Below are 25,119 nucleotides of genomic sequence, written 5' to 3'. Positions count from 1 at the left end.
CGCAGGCATACGAAGGTATTCTAGCAGTTTTCCGCTATAAAGTAAGTTGATTTTGTCAGCAAGCAAAAATCAGGCAAAAAAAAACCAATCATAAGATGATTGGCATTTTATTACTGCTGGTCTTACTAAATATGGTGGCGATGAAGAGACTTGAACTCTTGACCTCACGATTATGAGTCGTGCGCTCTAACCAGCTGAGCTACATCGCCATTTAAGGCTCGGTATAATACCGATAGAGAGGACTTGCGTCAACCCCTAATTAGCATTTTTTGCGAAAAAGACGCATTTCATTCAAATTAACGGCAAATATGCATAATACTAACAATAAAAACGAACCGCAAAACAAAAAAGTTGGTAGACCGATAAGCCGGGTTCTGTCGTGGACGATCATTCCTCTAGGCGTATCATCGCTGATACGCTCAAGCAACCTACCCGCATCGAACGCGGGCCGCGCCATATCGATGCCTATTTGGTCTTGCTACGCGTGGAGTTTACCCTGCCGTGAGATGTTGCCATTCACGCGGTGCGCTCTTACCGCACCCTTTCACCCTTACCGATAATGTCTTGCGACACCAAAGGCGGTCTGCTCTCTGCTGCACTTGTCGTCAAGTTACCCTGCCCAGCCGTTAGCTGGCACGCTGCCCTATGTAGCCCGGACTTTCCTCCCCTGCGCATCTGTTGCCAGTGTGCAGCGGCGATCGCCTAGTCTACCAAGCGCGCTAGTATAGCAAAATTAGTATCAGGTGTGGAAAGTGTTTTGCGCTTATTTATTTGTTGTTATAAAACCATTTAAATAAAAGCGTTTAAATAAAATCTAGCGGTAAAGCTAAACTATCATTACCTATAGTGCTATTTGTTTGTTGCGCCATTTGTAACCAATAGCTGTTTGGATAATGGCGCGCTAAGTAGTTTTTTAAATAATCAATCGTACTATTGGCAATCTCATCATCTGTCTGAGCGGCATTATCATGAATATGGTTATAAATCACGCTATGCAGCGTTAAGCCGCGCGCTTTAATCGCCTCTAAACTCAGTAAAGTATGATTGATACTACCAAGCCGCCCTGAGGTTACCAACACAACTGGATAGTCTTGCTCAGCAATATAATCCAAGGTTAATAGTTGTTCAGTGATTGGTACCAGTAACCCGCCTGCGCCTTCTAATAGTACCGCGTCGTAGCTTTGTTGCAATTGCTGCGTAGTTTTAGTGATGATTTTAAAATCTAAAACAGCATTGGCAAGCTTGACAGATAAATGCGGCGACGCGGGTTTTTCATAACGATACAGACAAGTGGTAAAGTCTAAATCACAAGGCTGCAATGGAATTCCCATTAATTGACGATGAGTGACAATATCATCTGCAATATTCATTTTACCACTAGCTGAATCGATACTAACGCCTGTTTGTACCAGCTTTTGAGTGATGACGCTAATGCCTTGCTGCATCAGCGCTTTCGCCATCATACCTGTGGCATAAGTCTTGCCAATATCGGTATCAATGCCGGATATAAATAGCACACTCATAGCGAAACTCTATCGGTGACAGGAACTTGCTCCAAATACGAAGTAACAACGGTTAGTAGCGCTTGGCACAACGTCACCAGTTCGTCATCGCTAATGACATAAGGCGGCATAATATAGACCAATTTGCCAAAGGGTCTGACCCAAATGCCATTGTCAATCAGCAAAGATTGAAAAACTGGCATATCAACCGCCTCATCTAGCTCAATCACAGCGACCGCGCCTAAACAACGAACATCCGCAACGCCATTTAAATTTGCCGCTGTGGCTAGCTGCTCATCCATGATAGTTTGCATATTTGCCGTACGCGATTCGATATCATAAGACAAGATTAAATCAATCGATGCACAAGCGACTGCGCAGGCCAACGGATTACCCATAAAGGTCGGACCATGCATCAGGGCTGGATAGTCGCTTTGGCTAATGGTTTCGGCAACCTCACGGGTACAGAGGGTCGCTGCAAAGGTCATATAGCCGCCTGTTAGCGCCTTGCCAATGGTCATAATATCAGGACTAATATTGGCATGTTCGCAAGCAAATAGCTTGCCGCTACGCCCAAACCCAGTGGCGATTTCATCAGCAATGAGCAGTACGTCATTTTCATCACACAATCGGCGTAATAGTTGTAGATATTCTGGACTATAAAAGCGCATACCACCTGCGCCTTGAATAATAGGCTCAATAATAAATCCGGCAAGCTGAGCGCTATGTTTAGCAAAAAACGTGGTTAATTCATCACGCTCATTTTGAGCCAGCTCACGCTCAAATCCTAATGGCGGTGCAGGGACAAAATGCTGCAAAGGCAATTGTTTACCATACAGGCTATGCATGCCGCCGACTGGGTCACAGACACTCATTGCATGCCAGGTATCGCCATAATAGCCAGAATGGGTCGAGGCAAATTGGTTTTTATTAGTACATCCGGCTGCAATTTGATACTGCAGCGCCATTTTTAGCGCCACTTCGACTGCAATGCTGCCGCTATCAGCATAAAATATCGCATCAAGACCATCAGGGACAATGGATAATAATTTTTTGCCTAAATCTATCGCTGGCTGATGGGTCAAGCCGCCAAACATCACATGCGCCATTTTGCCCAATTGTGCAATCATCGCCGTATTGAGCGTTGGGTGATTATAGCCATGGATACTCGCCCACCATGACGACATACCATCAATCAGGCGTGTGCCATCTTTAGTGACAATATAAATACCTTCGGCATGGTCGATGACGATATTTGGATAGGTGGGCGGCAAGCTGGCATAAGGATGCCAAAGGTGCTGTTGGTCGAAATCGTTGGTTGAAAGATTGCTCGTTGAGGGGTTGGTTCTCATCATTTTTTATTTGCCAGTAATACGTTTGTATTTTGCCAATAAATCGCTTTGGGTTTCGACGTGGTTTGGGTCATGCGGAATACAGTCGACAGGACAGATGACCACGCATTGCGGCTCATCAAAATGACCGACACACTCTGTACATAAATCAGGGTCGATGACATAAATATCATCGCCCTCTGAGATGGCTTCATTTGGGCAAGCAGGCTCGCAGACATCACAATTGATGCATTCATCAGTAATTAATAACGCCATAAACTGCTCCTTATTCGCTAGCAGTTGATAATAAATGAGTACGTCAGTGGTTTACGATTATGCTTAATATTAAACCACCAACTCATCATTAAAGCTTAACTTGTTAAGCGTTTAGCTAAATTTAGCTGCTGAGTTTTTGTATAAAAGCTTCTGAGACGCAAGATGGCACAAATTTCGTCACATCGCCGCCAAGTTTGGCAATTTCACGAATCATCGTCGATGAGATAAACGAGTAATTTTGCGACGGCGTTAAAAATACCGCTTCAAAGTTTTCATCAAGCTCGCGATTCATATTGGCCAGCTGAAACTCATATTCAAAGTCTGACATCGCTCGCAGACCTCGTAATACGGCGGTGGCATTTTTTTCGCGCATAAAATCGACCAGCAAGCCTTCAAAGCCAATCACCGACACTTGCGGCAAATCCGTAAATACCGTCTCAACCAAATGCACGCGCTCTTCGAAGTCAAATAAAGGTTTTTTATGATGACCAGAGGCCACGGCGATGACGACCTCATCGAACAATTTAGCCGCGCGTTTAACCAAGTCGACATGACCGTTGGTAATCGGGTCGAAGGTACCAGGGTATAAAATTTTGGTGTGCAATTTTGAAGAAGTAGCAGAAAGGCTCATAACAGGGCTAATATGGTTAATGATAATGACCCATATGCTAGCAAATTTTGCTCAAACTTCCTACTTATCTGCTACATTTGTCCTAACAGCCGATTTACCTTTTCACTGTGCGCTTTGCTACAATAGTCGGTTCGACTCATCGCTCTTAATAGGTAAAAAAAATATCTACATTTAAGGGCTAGAATGAGGAACAGTTAGACAAGGACAATTTATACAAACCATGTATGTAAAAGTCCTTATGGAGAAATTATGTCAAAAAAATCAAAAAAACCTGACAATCAAATCTGTGCCAATAAAAAGGCTCGTCACGAGTATTTTATTGAAGAAACCTTTGAAGCAGGTCTATCGTTACAAGGCTGGGAAGTGAAGGCCATTCGTGCCGGTAAAATGACCATTACCGAAGCATATATTATCTTTCGTAATAATGAGGCATTTTTATTTGGCGCCCATATTCAGCCGCTGCTTTCAAGCTCAACGCATGTCAGCCCTGATAGCATCCGTACCCGTAAGCTGCTGCTCAATCGCCGTGAAATTGAAAAACTGATGGGTGCGGTCAATCAAAAAGGCTATGCGTGCGTGCCGTTATCTTGCTACTGGAAAAACTCTTTAGTGAAATGCCAAATTGCGCTTGCCGTTGGTAAAAAGCAGCACGACAAACGTAAAACACTCAAAGACCGCGACTGGGAGCGTGATAAGCAGCGCGGCTTTAAGCAGCATTTGGATTAAAATTTTCGTAAGATAAATTTTAATCTAACGCAAAAAGGACGATTCAGCATATTGTTGATTCGTCCTTTTTTATGACATTGCTAAGGTAAACTTGTTAATTTAACGAAGCAAATTTTAGACCGTTTGGGCTATTTTGCTCACTTTTGACTCTTTATGAGCGCGGCGTAATTGACGGATACCGTGCGCGATTAAGCAAGCGATTCCGAGCCAAATTAAGCCATAACTATAAATCATCGCTGATTCAAAAGGATTGCCCAAGACAGTGATTGCTAAGATAAATAATAACGCCGGCTCTATATAGCTCATCATACCGTAGACGTTGACAGGGAGCATTTGACTGGCATCAACATTGGTCTTCATCGCGAGCACGCTAAGCATACCAAGTCCTGCCAACATCATGATAAAAAAGCTAGAGCTGCCAACCAATCCTAAACTGCTCGGCGCAACAAATAATAAATAGGCGACGGCAAACGGTGCAAAGATGGTCAAATCCACCAGCAAACCTGTAATCGCGCCGATACCTTGTAGGCGGCGTAAGATATAATAAACAGGATAGCTGCCGCAAACCCAAAGCGTCGCCCAAGAAACACTTTGGGTACGCACAATCTCACTACCGACGCCGACTGCGGCAAAGCCAACGGCCAACCATTGCAGACGGCTTAATTTTTCGCCAAATAGGACGCAACCAAACACCACCATCATCAGTGGAAAGAGAAAATAACCCATTGCGGTTTGCACGCCCTGCCCATTAACTGGTGCCCACATAAACAGCCAAAACTGGCTGAGAAATATCGGCGTTGGCAATAATAACCAAGCCCAATGCTTTACCGTGCGCAGCGCCTTTAATTTATCAAGATGCAAACCCAAACGCCCACTAATCAGCAAATACCCTATTAGCGCTGCCCACATCGCTAGCATGCGCCAGATAAAAACTTGCGTACCTGACAATGGCGCCAAAAAACTGCTATAGGCATAAAGCACACCAAATAACAGGTTTGATAATATCGCCAGCGCCACGCCCATTATCAATGTACGCTGCTGCGCACTACCTGCTGTCCAAACAGCAGGCAACGGCAAGCGTGAAACGGTAGCTGTGAGCATATTAGTAGAGACATTAGAGGGCGTTAGGTTCGACATAATAAGCACCGTAAATATAGATAGACGTTAGAAGGCTTAGCGATTGTTTTTATTTTTGCAAACGGAGTTATTAATAAGCTTTGTTTAATAACGTCTATTTTACTAAGGTGCTATGAGATATTATTTCTATATAAGTATTTATTCGAATAAATTTACTTCAATTACTACCAAAATCCAGTTATTTTCTTGCATTTAGATTAATAGCAATAATATTTATAATAAAAACCTTAATATTTGTGATTTTCTAGGGAAGAGATACTGTGAGCCATATTTTAGACGATACCGATAAAGCGATTTTAAATTTGCTACAGGACGATGCGACTTTGCCGTTAAAAACGGTCGCAGAACGTGTACACGTTTCTATCGCTACCGCTCAGCGCCGTATTCAAGCATTAATAGATAGCGGTGTGATTACCAAACAAGTCGCTATCGTTGATCCAAATAAGGTCGGTTACGGACTGACGGCGGTGGTCATGATAGAGATGTCGCGCTCCAATACCTCGATGCAACATCGATTTGAGCGCTTAATGCATGACCAACCGCGAGTAATGAGCTGCTATGAAGTTTCAGGAGATGCGGATTTTATGTTGATGGTCAATGCCAAAAACATGAACGATTATCATGAATTTACCCGTAATTTGCTGACTTACGAGAACAATGTGCGCAGCTTTAAAAGTCAGTTTGTGATGAATTTCACGAAGAGTGGGACAAAGATTTTACTTGATTAATAACAGCTACAAAGCCCATGCAATTTTTATCATCAATAAGAGTGGATAAGCCATCGCTAAAAAAGGTACGATAGCAACGAATGTTTGGCATTAAATGCTAGATAAATTATCAACCGTATAGCAGACAAGGAAGCCTGATGATGAGTAAAAAGATACCGCCTATCGATCCCAATAATAATGCTCAGACCCTATCGAAGTTATTAAACCCAAAAACCTTATTAACAGGCGCATCACTTGCGGCATTGCTTGCTAGCTCAGGCTGCGCCACCAGCTCTTTATTAGAAAGTGACAATCACGTCAGCAGCAAAACTAGCAAGCAAATCTTGTCTGAAGACCAAATTGTCGCTTTTGGTCGTCCTGCAAAGGCATTACCAAAAACGCCCAACGCCACCATGGTCATCGTCGGTGAAAAGAACAGCTATGTGCTGACCCAAGGCGGGACGGAAATGATTGGTTTATTAAGCAATCTGACGCCAAAAAATATCCACGTCGATAACGACATGAGTTTTTATGTGCCCAATAATGATGGCTATTTTCAGGGTGAAATGAAGCTGTCGTATGCCAAATTAAAAGATGAATTCCAGCGCTCAGATTATCAATTCTTTTTGCAAAACAATGGGCGCGACTGTACTTCAGCCAGCGACCAACGCATCAATGCTCAGCGCTTTTGCTTTAGCGTGCCTGTCAAAGGTGCTATCTATCCGCAAGTGAGTAATTTAAGCTTGATTCAATCTAATTACCGCGCTTTAAGTAAACCTTATACGGTCAGTTTTTATACTCAAAATCATCAACAACAAGTCTCTCGCAGTGGGGCTAATACCGCCCAGAAGCTGGTGCTATTACCTTTCGCCCTAGCCTTTGATGTCGTTACCTTTCCCTTTCAACTTTTAGATCAATAAATTTTTTCACTTAGCAAATTCATAAATAAAGAAGGGTTGTTAACGTTTAATAATCCTTCTTAGCAAGAGATTATCCCAAACTATCAATAACTTACCTCGCTATTATAAAATCTCTTTTTTACATAATGAAAGCAATTCATGTTAAAATGAGCGCTTTTAAATAAGCCGTTGTTTATAAATAACGATAACGGCTTTTTTAGTGCCACTTTTTTAATTAACAGGTCCGCTCATGTCTGCCGATACCATCGCCCGTACCGCCTTTAAACAAGGCACCAAGCCACTTTACGACTACGACAAACATTGGGCGAGCTGCTATGAGCCCGCGCCCTATTTGCCAATGAGCCGCAAAGAAATGGACGATTTGGGCTGGGATGCCTGTGATGTCATCATCATCTCAGGCGATGCCTATGTCGACCACCCAAGCTTTGGCATGGCGATTATCGGCCGTTTATTAGAAGCGCAAGGCTTTCGCGTCGGTATCATTGCCCAGCCAGATTGGAAGAGCAAAGATGCCTTTATGGAGCTCGGTAAGCCGGTTTACGCCTATGGCGTGACCGCGGGCAACATGGATAGCATGATTAACCGCTATACCGCTGACCGAAAAATCCGTAGCGATGATGCCTATTCGCCCGGTAACGTGGCTGACAAACGTCCTGACCGCGCCGCGATCGTCTATAGCCAGCGCTGCCGCGAAGCCTATCCTGATGTGCCGATTATTTTGGGCGGCATCGAAGGCAGCTTACGCCGTATCGCTCATTATGATTATTGGTCAGACAAAGTCCGCCGCAGTATTTTGATGGATGCGCGCGCTGATGTCTTGTTATATGGAAATGCTGAGCGTGCCATCGTCGATGTGGTGCATGGTTTATCAAAAGGTTACACCTTTGAACAAATGAGCAGTTTGCGTGGTACGGCTTATTTATTAACCCCGACCCGCCGTCATTGGCAAGCGGGCATGACCGAGGTTGCTAGCAATAATGTCGATACCGTTGGCCGCGTTGATCCCATTATTAATCCGTATGTAATGACTGAAGACGTTGACCAGTGTTCAATCGAGCAAGATAAGACTAGCGCCTCACCCGTTGGGCAAGCTACGTCAGCAATGACAGGCATGTCAGCCCAATATGCGAAACAGTATCAAGGCTTTGTCGCCGAACCCGTGACCAATAAAGTCTTAAATGCTGAGCAAGTCGATGAAGATACGCAAGTGGTGCAAATGCGCGGCTTTGATAAACCACAAACCGCACGTAAACATAAACTTAAAATGCCGCCGCGTGAGCAAACGGTCATTCGCCTGCCTGATTATGAGCACGTCAAAGCTGACCCAGTGTTGTACGCGCATGCCAACCGTATCTTACACCTTGAAACCAATCCGGGTAACGCGCGTGCCTTGGTGCAGCGTCATAGTAGCGGCGCTGGTAACTCGCATACCTCGATTGACGTTTGGCTCAATCCGCCACCGATTCCGCTCTCAACCGAAGAGATGGATTACGTCTTTGATTTGCCGTACGCGCGTCTGCCGCATCCAAGCTATGGCGATGCGCGCATTCCTGCTTATGACATGATTAAATTTTCGGTCAATATCATGCGTGGCTGTTTTGGCGGTTGTACGTTTTGCTCAATCACTGAGCACGAAGGTCGTATTATTCAAAACCGCTCAGAAGAGTCTATCTTGCGTGAAGTTGAAGCGATTCGTGATACGGCGCCAAACTTTACTGGCGTTATTTCTGACCTTGGTGGGCCGACCGCCAATATGTATCGACTCAACTGTAAAGACGAGACGATAGAGAAGAACTGCCGTAAGCCGTCTTGTGTCTATCCTGATGTCTGCGATAACTTGATTACCGATCACAGTAATTTAACCCAGCTATACCGTAAAGCGCGTGATATCAAAGGCGTGAAAAAGATTCTTATCGCCTCAGGTTTGCGTTATGACTTGGCGATTAAAGACCCTGAATATGTCAAAGAGCTGGTCAGCCATCATGTCGGCGGCTATCTAAAAATCGCCCCAGAGCATTCAGAAGAAGGCGTACTGTCCAAGATGATGAAGCCGGGCATGGGCAGCTATGACGAATTTAAAGCCATGTTTGAGCGCTTCAGCGCCGAGGCTGGCAAAGAGCAGTATCTGATTCCTTACTTTATCGCCGCCCACCCTGGCACCAAAGATGAGGACATGATGAACCTTGCGCTGTGGCTAAAGCGTAACGGCTACCGCGCCGACCAAGTGCAGGCGTTTTATCCTAGCCCCATGGCGACCGCGACCACCATGTACCATACCCACAAAGACCCGCTACACAAGGTCAGCCGTGAGGGTGGTGATATGGACATCGTCAAATCAGGCAAGCAGCGCAAATTGCACAAAGCCTTTCTTCGCTACCATGACCCAAAAAACTGGGCACTACTGCGTAAAGCGCTACAAGACATGGGCCGTAGTGACCTGATCGGTAAAAACCGCGGCTGCCTGATACCGCCATATAACGCCCATCTAGAAGGCCGTGATGCGGCGCAAGACAGCTACCAGTCTGCACGCAAAAAGAACAGCCGCGTCGGCAACGATTCGCTCAAACGCAGCAACCGCACCTCTGAGCGCCCAACGATCAAAAACACTGGGAACAAAAATAGCAAAAAGCGCGTCAGTAAAGGCAACTTTCAGACGCAGCATACTGGCCTGCCACCGCGCAAGACTAAATAGTCAGGACTATGGCTAGAGTGGACTATCCCAAGCGCTGTTCGAGCAAAACGCCTGTCGACCAATTGTCGGCAGGCGTTTTTTGGTAATTGTAGGGTGTTATATGGAATTAACTATCAAATGTGGCACTGGCGGCGAGCCGGCTATCACTAACGACTATCCCGTAGCGTTACATTAGTCAGTGTTTACGTAACTTAATGAACATGTAACAAACAATTTCTAACACTCATCAAAGGCGGCTTTCGTTACCATAGCCCCTATATGCTCATGCCTATGCTTAATGCATTGTTCGCTTAATGCTTTGTTAATAATAAATACATGATAATTGTTATAGACGTCTTAAGACCTCTTATAATTTTGTTAAACATTTGGAGAATGCCATGAACACCCTAACCAAAATCGCCATCGCCTTACCTGCCCTTGCATTGCTAAGCGCTTGTGCCACGACCGCACCGACCACGCCAAACGCTGCAAACACGCCAGCATCAGAGAGCGTCACGGATGCCGCTTACGACCGTATGGCACCAGCACCTTATACCTGTACTGATGACAGCCAAATCATGGCAAAACAGTCTATCAATAAAAAACAAGTCATGCTAAACGCCACCATGCCTAAAGTAAAATGGGCAGAGCAGCCAATTATCCTAAACGGCGGCGTACAAGGTGACGTAGCCAGCTATATCAATGACTCAAACCCAGAAGCAGTCTATGCTTGGCATATGAAAGGTGACAAAGGTATCTTTGCCATCAAATGGGCAAACGGTAAAGAATATCAAGTAAACTGCCAGATCGGTAAATAATACTTAAGGTTCAGTCGTTAAGCTTTTGCGTTTAAACGACAGAAAACCAAAAAGCCAAACCAATAAAGTACATCAAAAACAGTCATCAAAAGATGGCTGTTTTTTATGCGCGTTAATAGTCTCCGTCAGTGCCATGGTTGAATGTTCAACACGCCCTAATCAAACAACGAAAATAGCACAGGTAATATCGAGGTATTAAAACGTATTGAGGACACGCCCTAGAGAAGCCGAGCAAAAGCTGGCAAAATAGCACAACGGGCAATCATAACGACCAATAACAAAGAGGATACATCGATGGGAATGCGCTTAACGAGTATATTACTGATGGCTACTGCTGGTTGGGCGCTAGTAGGTTGTAACCAGTCAACTGAGGTGGCTGACCCTGCGACTGAGCAAGCGGCAGTGTCCAGCGATGGCACTGCACAGACCTCAGCGCCTGCCGCCTACACCATCGATTGGTCGTCGGTCGCGAGCGGCGAAAAGCCTGCTGATCGCAGTACCTATGAGTACCCCTTTGCCATCGATAGCCAAAACGTCCTCGATTATGCCGAGTATTTTGATATGGACGCGGCGACAGCACAGCACAACCTCACAGTGAGCATGGCGAGCAACGAAGCACTATCAAAGGTGCTAGATCAGCTAAGCGAGCGCTATACCTCACATGAGATTATCGATAGTGAAGAGATAAAACTTGTCATTCATACCACGCCTGACGTGGCGGCCAGCCGTTATGATTATGTATTGACGGATGACTTTGCAAAAGGATTGGTCTTGCCTATCATCATTCAGCCAGATGGTAAAAAAGGTGAAGCAAAGGGGCATGGGGAAATGGCGGAGTAGCTCGATATATTGGTTACGCATCATCAAACCACTTGATTATAATAAAGCGCGAATCAGCATATAACCACCCATACCGAACATCATGACGTTTTCGGTTAAAGAGATCGCGCCCAGTGGTACATTGCTATCGCCGCCCACGCAGGCGCATTTTAGCTCGCGCTTATCGATATAGACGGCTTTAATAACCGATACCCCGCCGATTAAGCCGATGATAAAAGCAACCAAACCCGCAATCGGATTGAGCCAAGGCTGATCGGCAAGCATAGCGATACCGGCAAACGCTTCTAAAAACGGATATACATAGGCGTAGCGTACCACGCGGCGCGCGAGTAAATCATAGCCCAAAAACCCAGTGGTAAACCCTTCCAAATCCTCAAGCTTTTTAATCGCCAATACACACATGGAGAGCGCGACAAACCACATCAGCGCTTGTATCGAAAAGACACTAACGGCAAATGCCCAGCATAATGCCAGTGTCATGAGTGCGGTAACAGCAAATATCGCAATAATGGGCGCGTACGTGGTGTCGTCTGTCTCAGGTTCATGATTGCCCAAGAATACTTGCAGATCATCATTACCGCCAACACGCTTGCCATCGATAAAGGTCTGCGGCGTGGTCTTAACCCCAAGCGTCTCTTTGACCAGTGTATTCTCATCTTGGGTCGTGATATGACGATCAATGATGTCGTAGCCTGCGTGCTTGAGCGCATCGATTGACTTGAGGCCAAACGGGCATAGGTGGTCTGGCATCACCATCCGAAAGATGACGGCAGACTGCCCGCCCTTCTTTTGGATATGCTCGCCTTGTAGAGTGTCGATGAGATGCTGCACTTTCGGACTGTGGCTACTATCTATAGTGTCGGTATTAGATTTATTATTAGTATTGTCTGCCATAACGCGCTCCTTACGTTTTGCTTATTCGCTGCTTGATAATAGTTTTTCTTATGACTATTATCTTATAAGCATCGGTAAGGGCGATCTGAATCGGTCTTGTTAACTTTGTTAGGTTTAATGATAAGTGGTTGGTTTTGGTTCGTATCCATGCTACTAAAAGATATTAATTTTGACGATAGGGGTTGTTTGATGGCTCAATTTTTACATTAGTATCACAAAGTAGTTTCGCTAAATAAGGTTGATATTGTGTTGCAGCAGGCGCGATATAAATTTTGTCTAAATGGGCTTTTACCTCTGGTTCGTACTCCACATATAGAAATTTGCCAAAATCCATTTTTACTTTAGGGTCATCAAGTGAGGTGATATATACCATACGGCATTCTTGCTCTTCTTGAAAAGCTGAATGTTTAATCAAATATTTCAAAGGTAGAATAATCATCTCCAACAGACTATCTATCTCTTCCATATCTTCTTTACCCATACCTTTCAAATTGCCTCTTTCTTCAATGGCATTTCCATAAATCTTTTTTAATTCTACAAATGCTTTTTTGAACTCATCAGTTTTTATTTCAATATATTCTTTATACTTATTCCATTCAAATTCAGCTTCGGTTGTACTGCCACCTTCTAAGATATTATGACCAAATTCCCGAAAAAAAGTTAAACGATTACGTTGAGCTAAATGGATATAATCTGAAGTAGGATCAATATAGACACATCTCATTACAGGCTGTTCTTTAATTCCTTCGAAAGATTTTTCAAAAGCTTTGTCTTCTGGTACCTCAATAGCACCTTGCTTAATAGAAGCCGTATCAGTTTTTTGCAAATCACCTTTAAATGCTACGTAAGACAATCCTATAGCAGGATTATGTTCTTGAAAGAAGTTTTGGTTAAATACTAAACTAATTCCAGAAGCTTCCTTATTGTCTTGTTTGCCATATAATCTAAACTGGTTAAGACTATCGTGATTAAAAGTAAAACAACTGACAAAAGCATGTAACTTCTCATCGAAGTCCGGCGCATAAAATGAAGTTTCTTTTACCCCTTTCAAATAGTTTAAAAGCAATTGACCTTCACTTGGATCATTAACATTATTGATAGTATTGAGACGAAATGCACTTGGCTTTGTTTGCTCTTCGTCCATATGTAGCAGTTTTTCTGTTGTATATGTACCAGTGTAGTGAGCTAACTTTCTTTCTGGAGATTTTTCTATATCTGATAACTTCTTGAAGTCTAATTTTAAAATATTGACTACTGATAATGTTTTATCTAAAAGCTCTAGAAAGTATTCACCTAACTTTATAGTTTTAGAATCTAACATCAATTTACATATCTTTCCATAACAATTAGACTCATACGAATAAGCAATGCTAATCAATTTAAACAATTGAATAGATTTTTCATATTTACCTTTTGACAAATAATCTTTTGCAAATAAAAAAGCATATTTTCTTGTAACTCTATTTACCCAGCTGTTTTTTTCTAAAAGCTCTACTACTTTTTTACAAGCTCCATCTAATTCATTCTTATAATTGTATTCTATGACAGCTATATTTAATTTAGCTAACTCGTAGTATTCTTTATCATCACTTTCTTTTATCTTTTGCAAAGTCTTTATACTTAAATCATATTGCTTATTAGCCATCCTATAGTCTTGTATTTCGAACTGTGCTATTGCATAGGCCTTTGTTCCATCTTTCTTACGCGTAACTTTTAATAACTCTTCAACATCTTTACGAGTTTCTTCGTCTAGACCTTTCATGTCATCAGTATTCATACCCTACTCCCCAACCATCGCCAAAAACTCTTCCTCACCCACTATCTTAACGCCGAGCTTTTCGGCTTTGGTCAGTTTTGAGCCTGCTTTGTCCCCTGCTAGTAGCGCAGTGGTTTTTGCGGAGATACTGCCCGAGACTTTTGCGCCCAGCGCTTGCAGTTTGGCTTTGGCTTCATCACGTGCCATGCTATCAAGCGCGCCGGTGATGACCCACGTCTGCCCCTCCAGCGGCAAGCCATCTGCCGAGACCGCCTCGACCGCGTCCCAATGCACGCCAGCCTCACGTAGCGCGTTAATCACTTCGATATTGTGCGGCGCTCGGAAAAACTCATAAATCAGCTCGGCGGTGATCGCACCGACATCAGGTGTTTGTAGCAATGTCTCGATATCCGCTGCCATCAAACTATCAAGCTCGCCAAACTGCAGGGCGAGGTTTTGCGCGGTCGTCTCACCCACGCCGCGAATGCCAAGCGCGTAGATAAAGCGTGCGAGCGTGGTGTGTTTACTGGCTTCAATGGCGCTGATGATGTTCTGTACCGATTTTTCACCCAGTTTTTCAAAGGTGACCATCTCATCCGCATGATTGTGCAACTGATAGATATCAGCAACGGTTTTGATAAGGCCATGCTCAAAAAAGCTAATCAGCCAGCGCTCACCAAGCCCATCGATATCCATAGCACGACGTGAAACAAAGTGAATCAGCGCCTCAACTTGCTGCGCAGGACAAAACAATCCGCCCGTACAGCGTGCCAACGCTTCACCTTCAGGCAAGACCACAGGCGAGTCGCAGACAGGGCAAATCGCTGGCAATTTAACCGGCTCTGAATCTGCTGGACGTTGATCAACCCAAACGCGGGTGACTTTGGGAATGACATCCCCTGCACGGTGGACGCTGACCATATCGCCTGCGCGCACATCCAAGCGCTGAATTTCACCAAAATTATGCAAGGTGACATTGCTAACGGTAACGCCGCCGACTTTTACCGGTTCAAGCTTACCAACAGGGGTGATTTGTCCGGTGCGTCCGACTTGCCATTCGATATCATTTAGACGCGTCATCACCGTTTCGGCAGGGAATTTATAGGCGGTTGCCCAGCGCGGCTCACGCGATAAAAAGCCAAGCTGCTGCTGCAATGCCAAGTTATTAACCTTGATGACCATGCCGTCAATTTCAAACGGCAGCTGACTACGGGTTCCAATCATCGACTCATAATAGGCCTGTGCTTCGCGTGGGTTTTTTACCACTCTCACCACGCTGACGCTAAAACCTATGTCACCAAGCCAAGCCAATGCGGCTGATTGAGTATCGATGCTCTCAGGTAGACCTTGATTGACAGAATAACAATAAAAAGCCAGCGGACGACTGGCAGCGATAGCGGGATCTAGCTGACGTAAACTACCAGCGGCGGCATTACGTGGATTGGCAAAGGTTTTATCGCCTTTTTCTTCTGCTAAGCGATTGAGACGCTCAAAACCAGCTTTTGGCATCAGCACTTCGCCGCGTACTTCTAATAATGGAATCTCGCTTGCAGCAGTAAGCCAAAGTGGTAGATTGCGAATGGTTTTGGCATTTTGAGTAATATCCTCGCCCGTTTGCCCATCACCGCGCGTCACCGCTTGCACAAATTGACCATATTCGTATTTGAGCGATACCGCCAAGCCATCAAGCTTTAGCTCCATCTCATATTCAGGATTTTTCTGCGCGTCATTAAGCCGATCATTGACGCGGCGCATAAAGCCATGCAGCTCGTCATAATCAAAGACATTGCCAAGCGATAGCATGGGTACGTCATGTCTGACTTGGGTAAAGGCGGACAGCGGCGTGTCGCCAACTTGATTGATTGGACTGTCCGGCTGTATTAAATCAGGGTACGCCTCTTCAAGCTCCAATAAAGAGCGCCGCAGCTGATCGTATTCACTGTCTTCTAAAATCGGATTATCAAGCACATAATAGGCATAATTATGCGTTTTTAAAGTATCAATAAGCGTGCGCATTTGAGCAACGATGGCAGCAGCATTGTCTGCAGTTTGGGTATCAGCAGTATTTTTAGAAGCAGTCGGCATAATAGGATCAGTCATAGTCGGCGTCTTTTTTTTGCAATTCAAGATGCCGATATGATAACAAGTTTGCAGGTTAGTCGGATATGATTTTGTTGAAATCTCATCCTGTAGAGAGCCGCTTCTGTAGAGAACTAGGTTTATAGAAAACCAAATTTATAGAGAATTAGGCAAATGCAATGCTCTGCAATCAAAGCTTAAAAATTAAAAAAGGCAAATAACGTTAAGCGCTATTTGCCTTTTACAATACTTTAGAAATAGTTTTAACCGTTTATCTATTCAGATTTTACCCTTCATAATCGCGAACTTGGTTACGCAATTGCTGTTTGTATTCTGGGGTAATGGGGTCATTCTCTTCATCGAGCATCACAGCGTCCAAATCGCTTGCCATCATATAGGCAATACTCATCATACTATCAAAGCTGCGTAGCGCTTGCGGATGCGGCAACGATAAAAACAGCACCACGCCATTGTAAGTATTGGTCGCCACGCTATGCGGGTCAAAAGGCGCGATACCACTATCGGTAATGCCCATCATGCTAAACCACAGCATGCCGGTGCCGTCTTTTTGCTCATAGCGATGGAACATATTCATCGCGCCATAACGCAAACCATATTTATCCACTAACGCCAACAAGTCACGCCCACGAATCACTGCTGCTGGGCGGTCGCGATACTGATGCGGCAAGATAGTGATATTGATATTGTCTTTGGCATTAATTAACGGTCCGTTTTGCGCTTCATCGACTGGCTCTGAGAGATGCTGATCGAGTATCGGGCTATTATTATCGAAGCTTGGCTCGTCAGCCGTATCAATAACTGGCATCAAACTGTCCGTCGCTGACATGAGGCTTGAAAACGCGTCCGGCTCTTGCTCGATATGCATCTGCTCAGCTGCTTCGGTAAACTCGCTGTTATCCGCTCGCTGCTGCTCTTCTTGCCAGCGTGCATAGTCGGCGTCATCTATCATGTCGCTATCATTATTGATATCATGGCGATCAGCGGTTGGCTGGGCATCGACCTGGCTATGCGCTTGGGTCAATGGCGCATCTTCAACCACGGCATTGAGATAACTACGATCAGGGGCGATACTGGTTTCGCCTGCCACCGTATCGTCCAAGTCTGGCTGCTCGACGATATTGCGCTCATGACGCGGAATAATGGGTATACCGTTTTTATCATAATTGACCGCGGCAGCCTCAGCAGTTTTGCGCCGTTTAAAGCTGCGAATGACCATAAATAGCCCTGCAAGCACGATAAATGCGGCAATGGCGATCAAGATAAACTGGATAGCGGTCATGAGAAATACATCCTAATATATGACAAAAGGGAGAGTACAAGTGCGAAGAAATGGCAATAGTCTAGCATGGCTAATGCATATCGTCACCATATAGTCAGCGTTTATCATTGGCCCTGAAGCCTTCACTGACTAATTTTCCGACTACTCGCCTGACTTTAAATGCTAGCCCTAACTATACCACTGACAAGCGCTTGCCGTTATTAATTATTTTGCTACTCGGCCGCTCTTAATCAGAAAGGTAATTTGCCGCTTCGTCGAGTGACACACTGACCAAGGTAGAAATCCCCGCGCTTGGCATGGTGACGCCTTTTAATTCATCAGCAATCTGCATCGTCAGCTTATTATGACTGATAAAAATAAACTGCAAATCATCTGCCAACTCATTTATCAAGCTGGTAAAACGGGCGACGTTGGCATCGTCAAGTGGTGCATCGACTTCATCGAGCACACAAAATGGTGCCGGATGCTGCTTGAATATGGCAAAAATTAAGCTCAGCGCGGTCAAGGTTTTCTCGCCGCCGGACAGTACCGCAAGACGACTATTGCGTTTGCCCTTTGGCTGTGCCATTAAGGTCAACCCTGCCCGCCACTGTTCTGACTTTGGCGCATTGGCAGGCATCTCGTCCGTATTAAGCGTTAAGCTTGCTTGCCCGCCACCAAAGACTTTAGCAAATAAATTGGCAAGCTCATTATTGACCGCATCGAGTGTCTGCATAAATAGCGTCTTGGTGGTTTCATCAATTGAGGCAATCGCTTCCGTCAAGGTCTGCATACTGGCAGCAATATCTGCTGTTTGCTGCGCGAGTGGCTCTAAGCGCTCATTAACTTCTGCAAGCTCTGCTACTGCGGCGAGATTGACCGCGCCAATTTTACTTAATTGCTGCTCAAGCTTCGCATGCTCAGATTCTAATTCTGCGATTTTATCTGGGCGGACGCGGCGATCATGAGCGATAAAATCCGCCAATAAATTTGAGACGCTCATCACTTGTTGCTGATGCTGCTGAACTGTGTCCGATTGCGCTTGATATTTATGGCTGATCTTGTAATAAGCATCTAGCGCTTCTTGGGTATGGCTACTGGCATCCTCTAATTTTGCAGCGCTTAATGCCAGCTCAGTGGCAAGAACGGCAAGCTCAGATTGCTGCATTTGCAAGGTATTTTGTAGCGTATCTAGTTCGGTCTGCTGCTGACTGTATTCCTCTTTAAGCGCTGTTAATGCCGTTTCGCGTGTGGTTAATACTGCCTGCTGCTCATCGCGCGCTTTCTGTGCGCTCTGCAATACTGATTGCAAGGTTGGCAGTTTATTTTGCTGCTGCACATGACGAGTTTTTAGACTGTACTCGCTTTGTAGCGATTTTTCATGTTGCGCAGTTGCCCGTTCAAGACTACTTACACTATGTTCTAGACGCATCTCGCTTTGTTGAATACGAAGTTGCAATGCTTGCCAAGCATCATCATCCGTTTGACGCGCACGATTTAGCTCACTGCGCTCAGACTGCAATTGCTGACTTAATAAACGCGCATCGGTTATTTGTGGCGTGAGCGCTGCTATCTCGCTTTGGATATGCTGCTGCTCATGAGTTAGGGTCTGCTGTTCTTGCTCAAGCTCTTGTTGCTCTTGCTCAAGGGCAACTTTATCAGCATTGAGGCGTTGGCTGTCCGCTTGTAGGCGTTCTGCATTGGCGCGCTTAGTGGTAAGCTCTTGCTGGTATTGATGCTTATCGCGGGTTAATTGCTCAGCTTGCGCTCGCGTTTCCTCTAAGCTGACCGTTAGGGCATCATAGTTGCGTTGATTATTAGCAATCGCCTTTTGCTGGGCTTGTATTTTAGTTTCACACTCATCCAGCAAATCTTCTAACGCTTGTAAACGGCTACGCTGCTGTAAACGCTGGCTTAAAAATTGACTATTGCTCTCATTTTGACCATTTTTCGCGCCAGCAAATTTGCTCAAATTAATCGTACCCTGACGACTGATAATCCAGCCATCAGTCGTGAGTAGAATAGCGGATGCTGGCAATGCTTTTAAAGCAATAGCCAAATCTTCTAATATTTGCTGATTATTAATTTCATGTTGCGCGCTATATAAATAGCAGTGCTGCCACAACGCTAAATTTGGTGCAGTAATCAGCGCTGATAATGACAATACTTTATCCGTTAAATTGTCTGACAAATCACCGATAAATAGCTTTGGATTTTTAACGTTTTGCTTAGCAGCTAACCATAAGCTATGACCATTTTCTAGCTGCGATTTATTCTTTGAATTGTCGTTCTCGTTTTGTGTGGTTTGATAAGTAAATAAATCTGTTAAATCCTGCTCGAGCGCTTGCCATAAACTATCAGCTTTTTGAGAATTGCCATTAATATTTTTATCGCTTGACTGCTTAGAAATCAGCACATGGCTATCCAGCCATAACGCCAACACACTATCGAGTAGCTCTGCGTGCTGCTGCCCTTTGGCGCTTAACTCAATCTGCGCACGTAAGGTGGTAATGGCCAATTCGTTATAATCCTTGGCTATATCACTTTCTAAAGCAGTTTTTACGTTAGCAAGCTGTTGGGGTTTTGCTGTCGGTTTCGGATGTAATATCTGATGCAAGGTGTCGTATTCACCTGCCAAGACCGCATGACGTTTTTCATCCTCACTCAACTCGCGCCGTTGAGTATTTAAGCGTTGCTGTAATTCATGCGCTTGCGGTTGTAGCTCAGATAGGCGCTCATCGATACTGTCTTGTTGGCGCTCAATCTGCTGCAGCTGTTTATTGAGCTCAGTCACTTGCGCATTTAACATCTGCTGTAAATTGCTCGAATTACCTTTCTCACTTACATCAACAATATCAATAGGTGCTAACGACTGTTGTAGCTGCTGCCAGAGATTTTGCCAGTTCTGCTGGCGGCGTTGCCATTTATCATGGTTTTGCTGCTGGCGTTTTTGCGCTTGACTATTAATCGCTTGCTGCTGCTCAAGCGCTCGATTATTATCTTGCAGGCGTGATAGCTTATTTTGCGCGTCATGATAGGCGCGCTGCAACGGTTGTTCATTGCGTTTATGCGTGTCACGTTTCTTTGTTAGATCGCTAAGCTGTGGGCGCAACTCTTCTATTAAATTTTGCTGCTCGGCTTGCTCGGTTTTTAAGCGTTCAATCTCGCTTACCGCTTGCTGACGCTGCTGCTCTAGACTGGTAAGTTGCTGTGCAATTACATTTAATTGTGATTTTGCGTCACTAAGCTCATGCTCTGCTTGTTGATAGCTTAGCTGCTGCTGATAGTGGTTGCCTTGCGCATCGTCTTTTAGCCACTGCTCTTGATTAATATGGGCAGCAAGCTTATCTTGCTTCGCTTTTAGAGTCTCATAGCTGGCTTGTAGTGTGGCGACTTCATTAGCACTACGCTCATGAGCGATTTTTTGCTGCTGCTGATTATGCTTCGCTTGATATAACTGCTGAATGGCAAGCTGCTGCTTGATATCAGCAAGCGTTAATGCCAGCTCTTCGTAACGCTCGGCACTGGCCGCTTGTTTAGATAAGCGCTTTTGTTGGCTGACTAGCTCGCTTTGCATATCGTGCAGACGGGCTAAATTACCCTGGGTTTTCTCAAGCTTCTTTTGCGTCTCTTCACGGCGCGCTTGATAGCGCGAAACACCAGCAGCTTCTTCGATAAATTCACGCAGCTGCATGGGGCTTGATTCAACAATCCGCCCAATCATACCTTGCTCGATGACCGCATAACTGCGCGCGCCAAGCCCTGTGCCCAAGAACACATCGACCACATCACGGCGGCGACAGCGCGTACCATTGATAAAGTAGTCCGAGCGTCCCTCTAAATTTACCTGACGGCGGACGGACAGCTCGTGATAGAGATTAAACTCATGGCGAATCCCCGTCTGCTCATCTTGCGTATGCTCAAAGGTCAGCTCAACACTGGCAACGCTTTTGGCGGCTTTATCTTGCGTGCCGGCAAAGATGACATCACTCATCGCCCCGCCGCGTAATTGCTTGGCGGAAGTTTCGCCCAATACCCAGCGAATGGCATCAATGACGTTGGATTTGCCGCAGCCGTTTGGCCCGACGATGGCGGTGATACCATGACGGAAGGTAAAAGTGGTTGGATTGGCAAAGGATTTAAAGCCTGCCAGCTTGAGAGATTTTAGGCGCATGAAATATCGATAGACTTAGCAAAAACAGGCGGCTATTCTACCGCAAATTGTGACGAGTTTTTAGGGTTTGTGAAGGATGCTATAATAGTGGTGAAAATTTGCATGATGCATTTAAATAATAACAATTAAGGCCATGACAATGACTGAAGACAATTTTGAAAAATATAATCCGCAAGAATTACAGCAAAAATATGAAGAATGGTGTGAGCTGCATCGTAAGCAGCTTGAGGCGCAGCAGCAGTTTTTGCGCGCTGAAGCCTTGCAAAACGAGTTGAAAAAGTACTATCTCAACCCACAATGGATGACAGACCGTGAAGCGGAGCTGCCGATTGAGCACTCGGGTAAAGCGCACTCAATCTTTAGTGAAGATGCGCTATGGAGTATGCTCAGCGACCATGATGAGCTCGCCAGAAAGTGGATGCGTTTGGGGCTTGATGCGATTGATAGGAGATAAAGCCTAAATCACCCCAATCCCACTTAACAACAATTGACCGCCTGCAAATAACAGCAGCACCCCAAAAGCGCGTTTCAGCGTCAGCGCGGGCAATATATGGGCAAGCTTGGCGCCGACCTTTGCCATCGCAAAGCTAGCGACAGATATGCATAAAAAGCCCGTGATATGGACAAAGCCTATTGTGCCCTCAGGCAGGTTGACCACGTCTCGACCGAACCAGGCAAAGCCTATCGCACCAGCGACGGCGATGGGCAAACCGCAAGCAGCAGACGTACCGACCGATTGTTTCATCGGCAATCCTGCCCAGTTTAAAAACGGTACGGTCAAACTACCGCCGCCAATGCCAAAAATAGACGACGCCATACCGATGCCTGTCCCTGCCCCAAACTGTACGCCAGCTGACGGTAACGGCTTACCCAATTGTTCTTTATTGGATAAAAACAGCATTTTTAAGGCGACCAATAGCGCCCCGACACCGATGATAGCTTGCAAGACTTTGCCGTCAATCATATCGGCGATACCGGCACCAACCAAACTGCCAATGACCAAGCCCAACGCCATTTTGCGCCACACTTCCCAGCGTACGCCGCCGCGCTTATTATGGGCAGTCAGTGAGCTTATAGAGGTCACCACAATTGTCGCTAGTGAGGTGCCAATCGCCAAATGGGTGACCACTTCGGGTGAAAAATGATAGGCGGTAAAAATCCAAACCAATGCGGGTACGATAATCATGCCACCACCGACGCCAAATAATCCGGCGCTGACACCCGCAAACGCCCCTGCAATCACAAACCACACATATAACATCATCGAATCGGCCTTTTATCCTGCGTCTTTTTTATTAAAATCGTATAATCATCTAATTGTATAGTCACTCGAACATTACCTGCTCAATCGTATTTGCTAAATCATAATCTGACCTTTATGCTGTTTGCTTTGTATTGTTAATGAGCAACAATCGCTCAGTATATCAAAGTTTACCTACGCCAATTTACCCCATCGACGAAACTTATTATGCCGCCATTTGATTCATCATCTGACTCTTTGTCTGCCTATTCCTCTGATGCATTTGAGTCATTAGAGCTTGAGCATGTACCTAAGCTTAACCATCGCCACCTTGCGAGTAGTGGCTCGACCAATAGTGAGCTGATAACAGCGCTGCAACATGGCAGCCTAAATGCAGCCGAGATGCACCTACTAACAGCAGAAACCCAAAGCGCTGGTCGCGGGCAACACGGGCGCTCGTGGCAATCGCCACGTGGCAATGTCTACCTGTCGTTATATCATCCCGTGCACATGCCGATTAGCGGTTTATTGTCGCTGATTATCGGCGTTGAATTGGCAAAAATGCCTGTTATTAAAGGGCTAAACGAGCAATTGCGCGCGCAAGGATTGACAGCAATCGGGGTAAAATGGGCCAATGATTTGGGCTTTTATTCACACCAATACTCAAAGCAATATTCTCATCAAAATCATACTGAATTGAATAACGCCGCTTTAAAGTCGCTTGAGTCTACCAAACAAACCCTACCCTTTAATAAACTCGCTGGCATCTTAATAGAACCCGTAACAAAAGCAGGGAAATTGGTCGGTGTGGTGATGGGCGTGGGTCTAAATGTGCAGGCTACGCCTAAGCTCACCGCGCAAACTTGCGAGGGCATGAGTTATCAGGCGATTAGCTTACGAGATATTGGTGCCATGCTTGAGCCAAAAATACAGACTATCCCACTTCCAGACCTAAAAACGCTTTATCAGCAAATGAGTGAAGCTTTAATAGCAGCGATGACACGCTTTGAGTATTTAGGATTGGAGAAGCCAACCGGCCAGCGTTATTATTTGGACAGTTTTTTGGCACAGTTTGACGCGATGGATGCATTGGCAGGGCTACGCTTGCGCGTCACCCAAGATTATAATGGTCATATCGAGACGCTGACCGGTTATGCATGCGGTCTTGATACACATGGATGTTTGCAATTACGTGAATATAACGGTAAGATTTCTGCGCTTTTTACCGGTCGTATTGATGTGATTGGTGACGCTTAAACCTTTTAAAACCATATTTAAAAAACCATACTGAACGAGCACCATATAAAGGGATTTTTATGCTCTGGTTAGATCTTGGCAATACCCGTCTTAAATACTGGCTCACCGATGATATCGGGCAGATAGTCGCGCACGATGCCAAGCAGCATTTGCAAGCGCCTGCCGAACTGCTCATGGGTCTAACCGATCGTTTTGCGCGTTATGCGCCGGATTTTATTGGGATTTCCTCAGTATTGGGCGACGACTTAAATATTAAAGTGTCTGAAACCTTGAGCCGTCTGAATATCCCGTTTGAATTTGTCCACGTCGATGCTGAGCATGCCTTGATGCAAAGCGCCTATAATGACGAACAGCTCGGCTGCGATCGCTGGCTACAGATGCTGGGTGCGGTGGATAAGAAAAAACGCCAGTGCGTGATTGGCTGCGGTACGGCGGTGACGATTGATTTGATTGATCACGCTGAGCACTTAGGCGGTTATATTTTCCCAAGCATCTATCTGCAACGTGAGTCGTTATTTTCTGGTACCAAGCAAATTACTATCTCTAATGGCACTTTTGATAGCGTGAGCCCCGGTATCAACACAAAAGACGCCGTCCATCGCGGCATTATGTTGTCCATCGTTGGCGCGATTAATGAAATCAGTAACCGTTATCCAAACTTTGAGCTCATCATGACCGGCGGTGATGCCCATATCATTGCGCAACATATCAATCGTTCGGTGCGTATGCGCGATGATTTATTATTAAATGGTCTGGCGCGTTATTTTGACCATAGTAAACAGGCTTAGGGCGTTATAAGTTTTTCAAAATAAAAAGCAGGCCGTTTTAAGCGACCTGCTTTTTTATTTCTAGGGTGTGTTGACATATATAGAATAATTGAT

Annotated in this window: 20 protein-coding genes, 1 tRNA gene and 1 other RNA gene; 9 read left to right on the top strand and 13 right to left on the bottom strand. The window is 45.1% G+C overall.

What is annotated here, in order from left to right; genetic code table 11:
• Nucleotides 1-132: 132 nt before the first annotated feature.
• The 6 genes from IQ457_RS00110 to coaD form a co-directional block, all read right to left on the bottom strand.
• A tRNA-Met gene (locus tag IQ457_RS00110) sits at nt 133-209 on the bottom strand.
• Nucleotides 210-347: 138 nt separating this feature from the next.
• An RNA gene (gene rnpB / locus IQ457_RS00105) (RNase P RNA component class A) lies at nt 348-714 on the bottom strand.
• An 89-nt stretch (nt 715-803) separates the two neighbouring features.
• Nucleotides 804-1,523: a dethiobiotin synthase gene (gene bioD, locus IQ457_RS00100; protein ID WP_200661600.1), complete on the bottom strand. Its 720-nt coding sequence runs from the start codon at nt 1,521-1,523 to the stop codon at nt 804-806.
• On the bottom strand, nt 1,520-2,857 hold the full coding sequence (gene bioA / locus IQ457_RS00095) for an adenosylmethionine--8-amino-7-oxononanoate transaminase (RefSeq protein WP_242465296.1): 1,338 nt from the start codon (nt 2,855-2,857) through the stop codon (nt 1,520-1,522). The genes bioD and bioA overlap by 4 nt, the downstream gene beginning before the upstream one ends.
• Nucleotides 2,858-2,860: 3 nt before the next feature.
• The gene (locus IQ457_RS00090) at nt 2,861-3,109 is read right to left on the bottom strand and encodes a YfhL family 4Fe-4S dicluster ferredoxin (protein WP_068405886.1); all 249 of its coding nucleotides are present in this window, start codon (nt 3,107-3,109) and stop codon (nt 2,861-2,863) included.
• A gap of 121 nt (nt 3,110-3,230) precedes the next feature.
• On the bottom strand, nt 3,231-3,740 hold the full coding sequence (gene coaD / locus IQ457_RS00085) for a pantetheine-phosphate adenylyltransferase (protein WP_200661599.1): 510 nt from the start codon (nt 3,738-3,740) through the stop codon (nt 3,231-3,233).
• Between the two features lie 249 nt (nt 3,741-3,989).
• Between coaD and smpB the strand changes: the two genes are divergently transcribed.
• Nucleotides 3,990-4,466 carry an SsrA-binding protein SmpB gene (smpB, locus tag IQ457_RS00080; RefSeq protein ID WP_068405891.1) on the top strand — a complete coding sequence of 159 codons (477 nt, stop codon included), beginning with the start codon at nt 3,990-3,992 and terminating at the stop codon, nt 4,464-4,466.
• A 114-nt stretch (nt 4,467-4,580) separates the two neighbouring features.
• Here smpB and rarD read toward each other — a convergent pair whose 3' ends face one another.
• A complete protein-coding gene (gene rarD / locus IQ457_RS00075) occupies nt 4,581-5,603 on the bottom strand; it encodes an EamA family transporter RarD (protein ID WP_242465295.1) in 1,023 nt (340 codons plus the stop codon).
• Nucleotides 5,604-5,863: 260 nt separating this feature from the next.
• Here rarD and IQ457_RS13685 point away from each other — a divergent pair, with 260 nt between their 5' ends.
• The 5 genes from IQ457_RS13685 to IQ457_RS00050 all read left to right on the top strand — a co-directional run bounded on the left by IQ457_RS13685 (nt 5,864) and on the right by IQ457_RS00050 (nt 11,559).
• A complete protein-coding gene (locus IQ457_RS13685) occupies nt 5,864-6,331 on the top strand; it encodes an Lrp/AsnC family transcriptional regulator (protein WP_191691167.1) in 468 nt (155 codons plus the stop codon).
• Between the two features lie 137 nt (nt 6,332-6,468).
• Nucleotides 6,469-7,230, top strand: coding sequence for a hypothetical protein (locus tag IQ457_RS00065; protein WP_242465294.1), 762 nt, complete (start codon nt 6,469-6,471; stop codon nt 7,228-7,230).
• 229 nt (nt 7,231-7,459) lie between these two features.
• Complete coding sequence (locus IQ457_RS00060; protein ID WP_200661598.1) at nt 7,460-9,922, top strand: YgiQ family radical SAM protein; 2,463 nt, start codon at nt 7,460-7,462, stop codon at nt 9,920-9,922.
• A 377-nt stretch (nt 9,923-10,299) separates the two neighbouring features.
• Nucleotides 10,300-10,719, top strand: a complete 420-nt coding sequence (locus IQ457_RS00055; protein ID WP_200661597.1) for a hypothetical protein — start codon at nt 10,300-10,302, stop codon at nt 10,717-10,719.
• A 294-nt stretch (nt 10,720-11,013) separates the two neighbouring features.
• Nucleotides 11,014-11,559, top strand: coding sequence for a hypothetical protein (locus IQ457_RS00050; protein WP_200661596.1), 546 nt, complete (start codon nt 11,014-11,016; stop codon nt 11,557-11,559).
• Between the two features lie 36 nt (nt 11,560-11,595).
• On the opposite strand, the gene IQ457_RS00045 is transcribed toward IQ457_RS00050, so the two are convergent.
• The 5 genes from IQ457_RS00045 to IQ457_RS00025 form a co-directional block, all read right to left on the bottom strand.
• On the bottom strand, nt 11,596-12,453 hold the full coding sequence (locus tag IQ457_RS00045) for a glutaredoxin (protein ID WP_242465293.1): 858 nt from the start codon (nt 12,451-12,453) through the stop codon (nt 11,596-11,598).
• Nucleotides 12,454-12,616: 163 nt separating this feature from the next.
• Entirely contained in the window at nt 12,617-14,230 is a 1,614-nt protein-coding gene (locus IQ457_RS00040; protein WP_200661595.1) for a hypothetical protein, read from the bottom strand.
• Nucleotides 14,231-14,233: 3 nt separating this feature from the next.
• A complete protein-coding gene (ligA, locus tag IQ457_RS00035) occupies nt 14,234-16,309 on the bottom strand; it encodes an NAD-dependent DNA ligase LigA (protein WP_200661594.1) in 2,076 nt (691 codons plus the stop codon).
• 265 nt (nt 16,310-16,574) lie between these two features.
• Nucleotides 16,575-17,588 carry a cell division protein ZipA C-terminal FtsZ-binding domain-containing protein gene (locus IQ457_RS00030; protein WP_200661593.1) on the bottom strand — a complete coding sequence of 338 codons (1,014 nt, stop codon included), beginning with the start codon at nt 17,586-17,588 and terminating at the stop codon, nt 16,575-16,577.
• A gap of 226 nt (nt 17,589-17,814) precedes the next feature.
• The gene (locus IQ457_RS00025) at nt 17,815-21,741 is read right to left on the bottom strand and encodes an AAA family ATPase (RefSeq protein ID WP_200661592.1); all 3,927 of its coding nucleotides are present in this window, start codon (nt 21,739-21,741) and stop codon (nt 17,815-17,817) included.
• A 139-nt stretch (nt 21,742-21,880) separates the two neighbouring features.
• On the opposite strand from IQ457_RS00025, the gene IQ457_RS00020 reads away from it, so the two are divergent.
• Nucleotides 21,881-22,195, top strand: coding sequence for a DUF4298 domain-containing protein (locus IQ457_RS00020; RefSeq protein ID WP_068405925.1), 315 nt, complete (start codon nt 21,881-21,883; stop codon nt 22,193-22,195).
• Between the two features lie 3 nt (nt 22,196-22,198).
• On the opposite strand, the gene IQ457_RS00015 is transcribed toward IQ457_RS00020, so the two are convergent.
• Entirely contained in the window at nt 22,199-23,002 is an 804-nt protein-coding gene (locus IQ457_RS00015) for a sulfite exporter TauE/SafE family protein (RefSeq protein WP_068405941.1), read from the bottom strand.
• A 207-nt stretch (nt 23,003-23,209) separates the two neighbouring features.
• Between IQ457_RS00015 and IQ457_RS00010 the strand changes: the two genes are divergently transcribed.
• A complete protein-coding gene (locus IQ457_RS00010) occupies nt 23,210-24,238 on the top strand; it encodes a biotin--[acetyl-CoA-carboxylase] ligase (protein ID WP_200661591.1) in 1,029 nt (342 codons plus the stop codon).
• A gap of 59 nt (nt 24,239-24,297) precedes the next feature.
• The gene (locus IQ457_RS00005) at nt 24,298-25,026 is read left to right on the top strand and encodes a pantothenate kinase (RefSeq protein ID WP_200661590.1); all 729 of its coding nucleotides are present in this window, start codon (nt 24,298-24,300) and stop codon (nt 25,024-25,026) included.
• Nucleotides 25,027-25,119 lie beyond the last annotated feature (93 nt).

The sequence above is a fragment of the Psychrobacter sp. M9-54-1 genome (assembly GCF_016613355.1).
GTDB classification, from domain to species: Bacteria; Pseudomonadota; Gammaproteobacteria; order Pseudomonadales; family Moraxellaceae; genus Psychrobacter; species Psychrobacter faecalis.
Note: the sequence above shows the minus strand (reverse complement) of the source record. Positions and strands in the feature narration are given on the sequence as shown.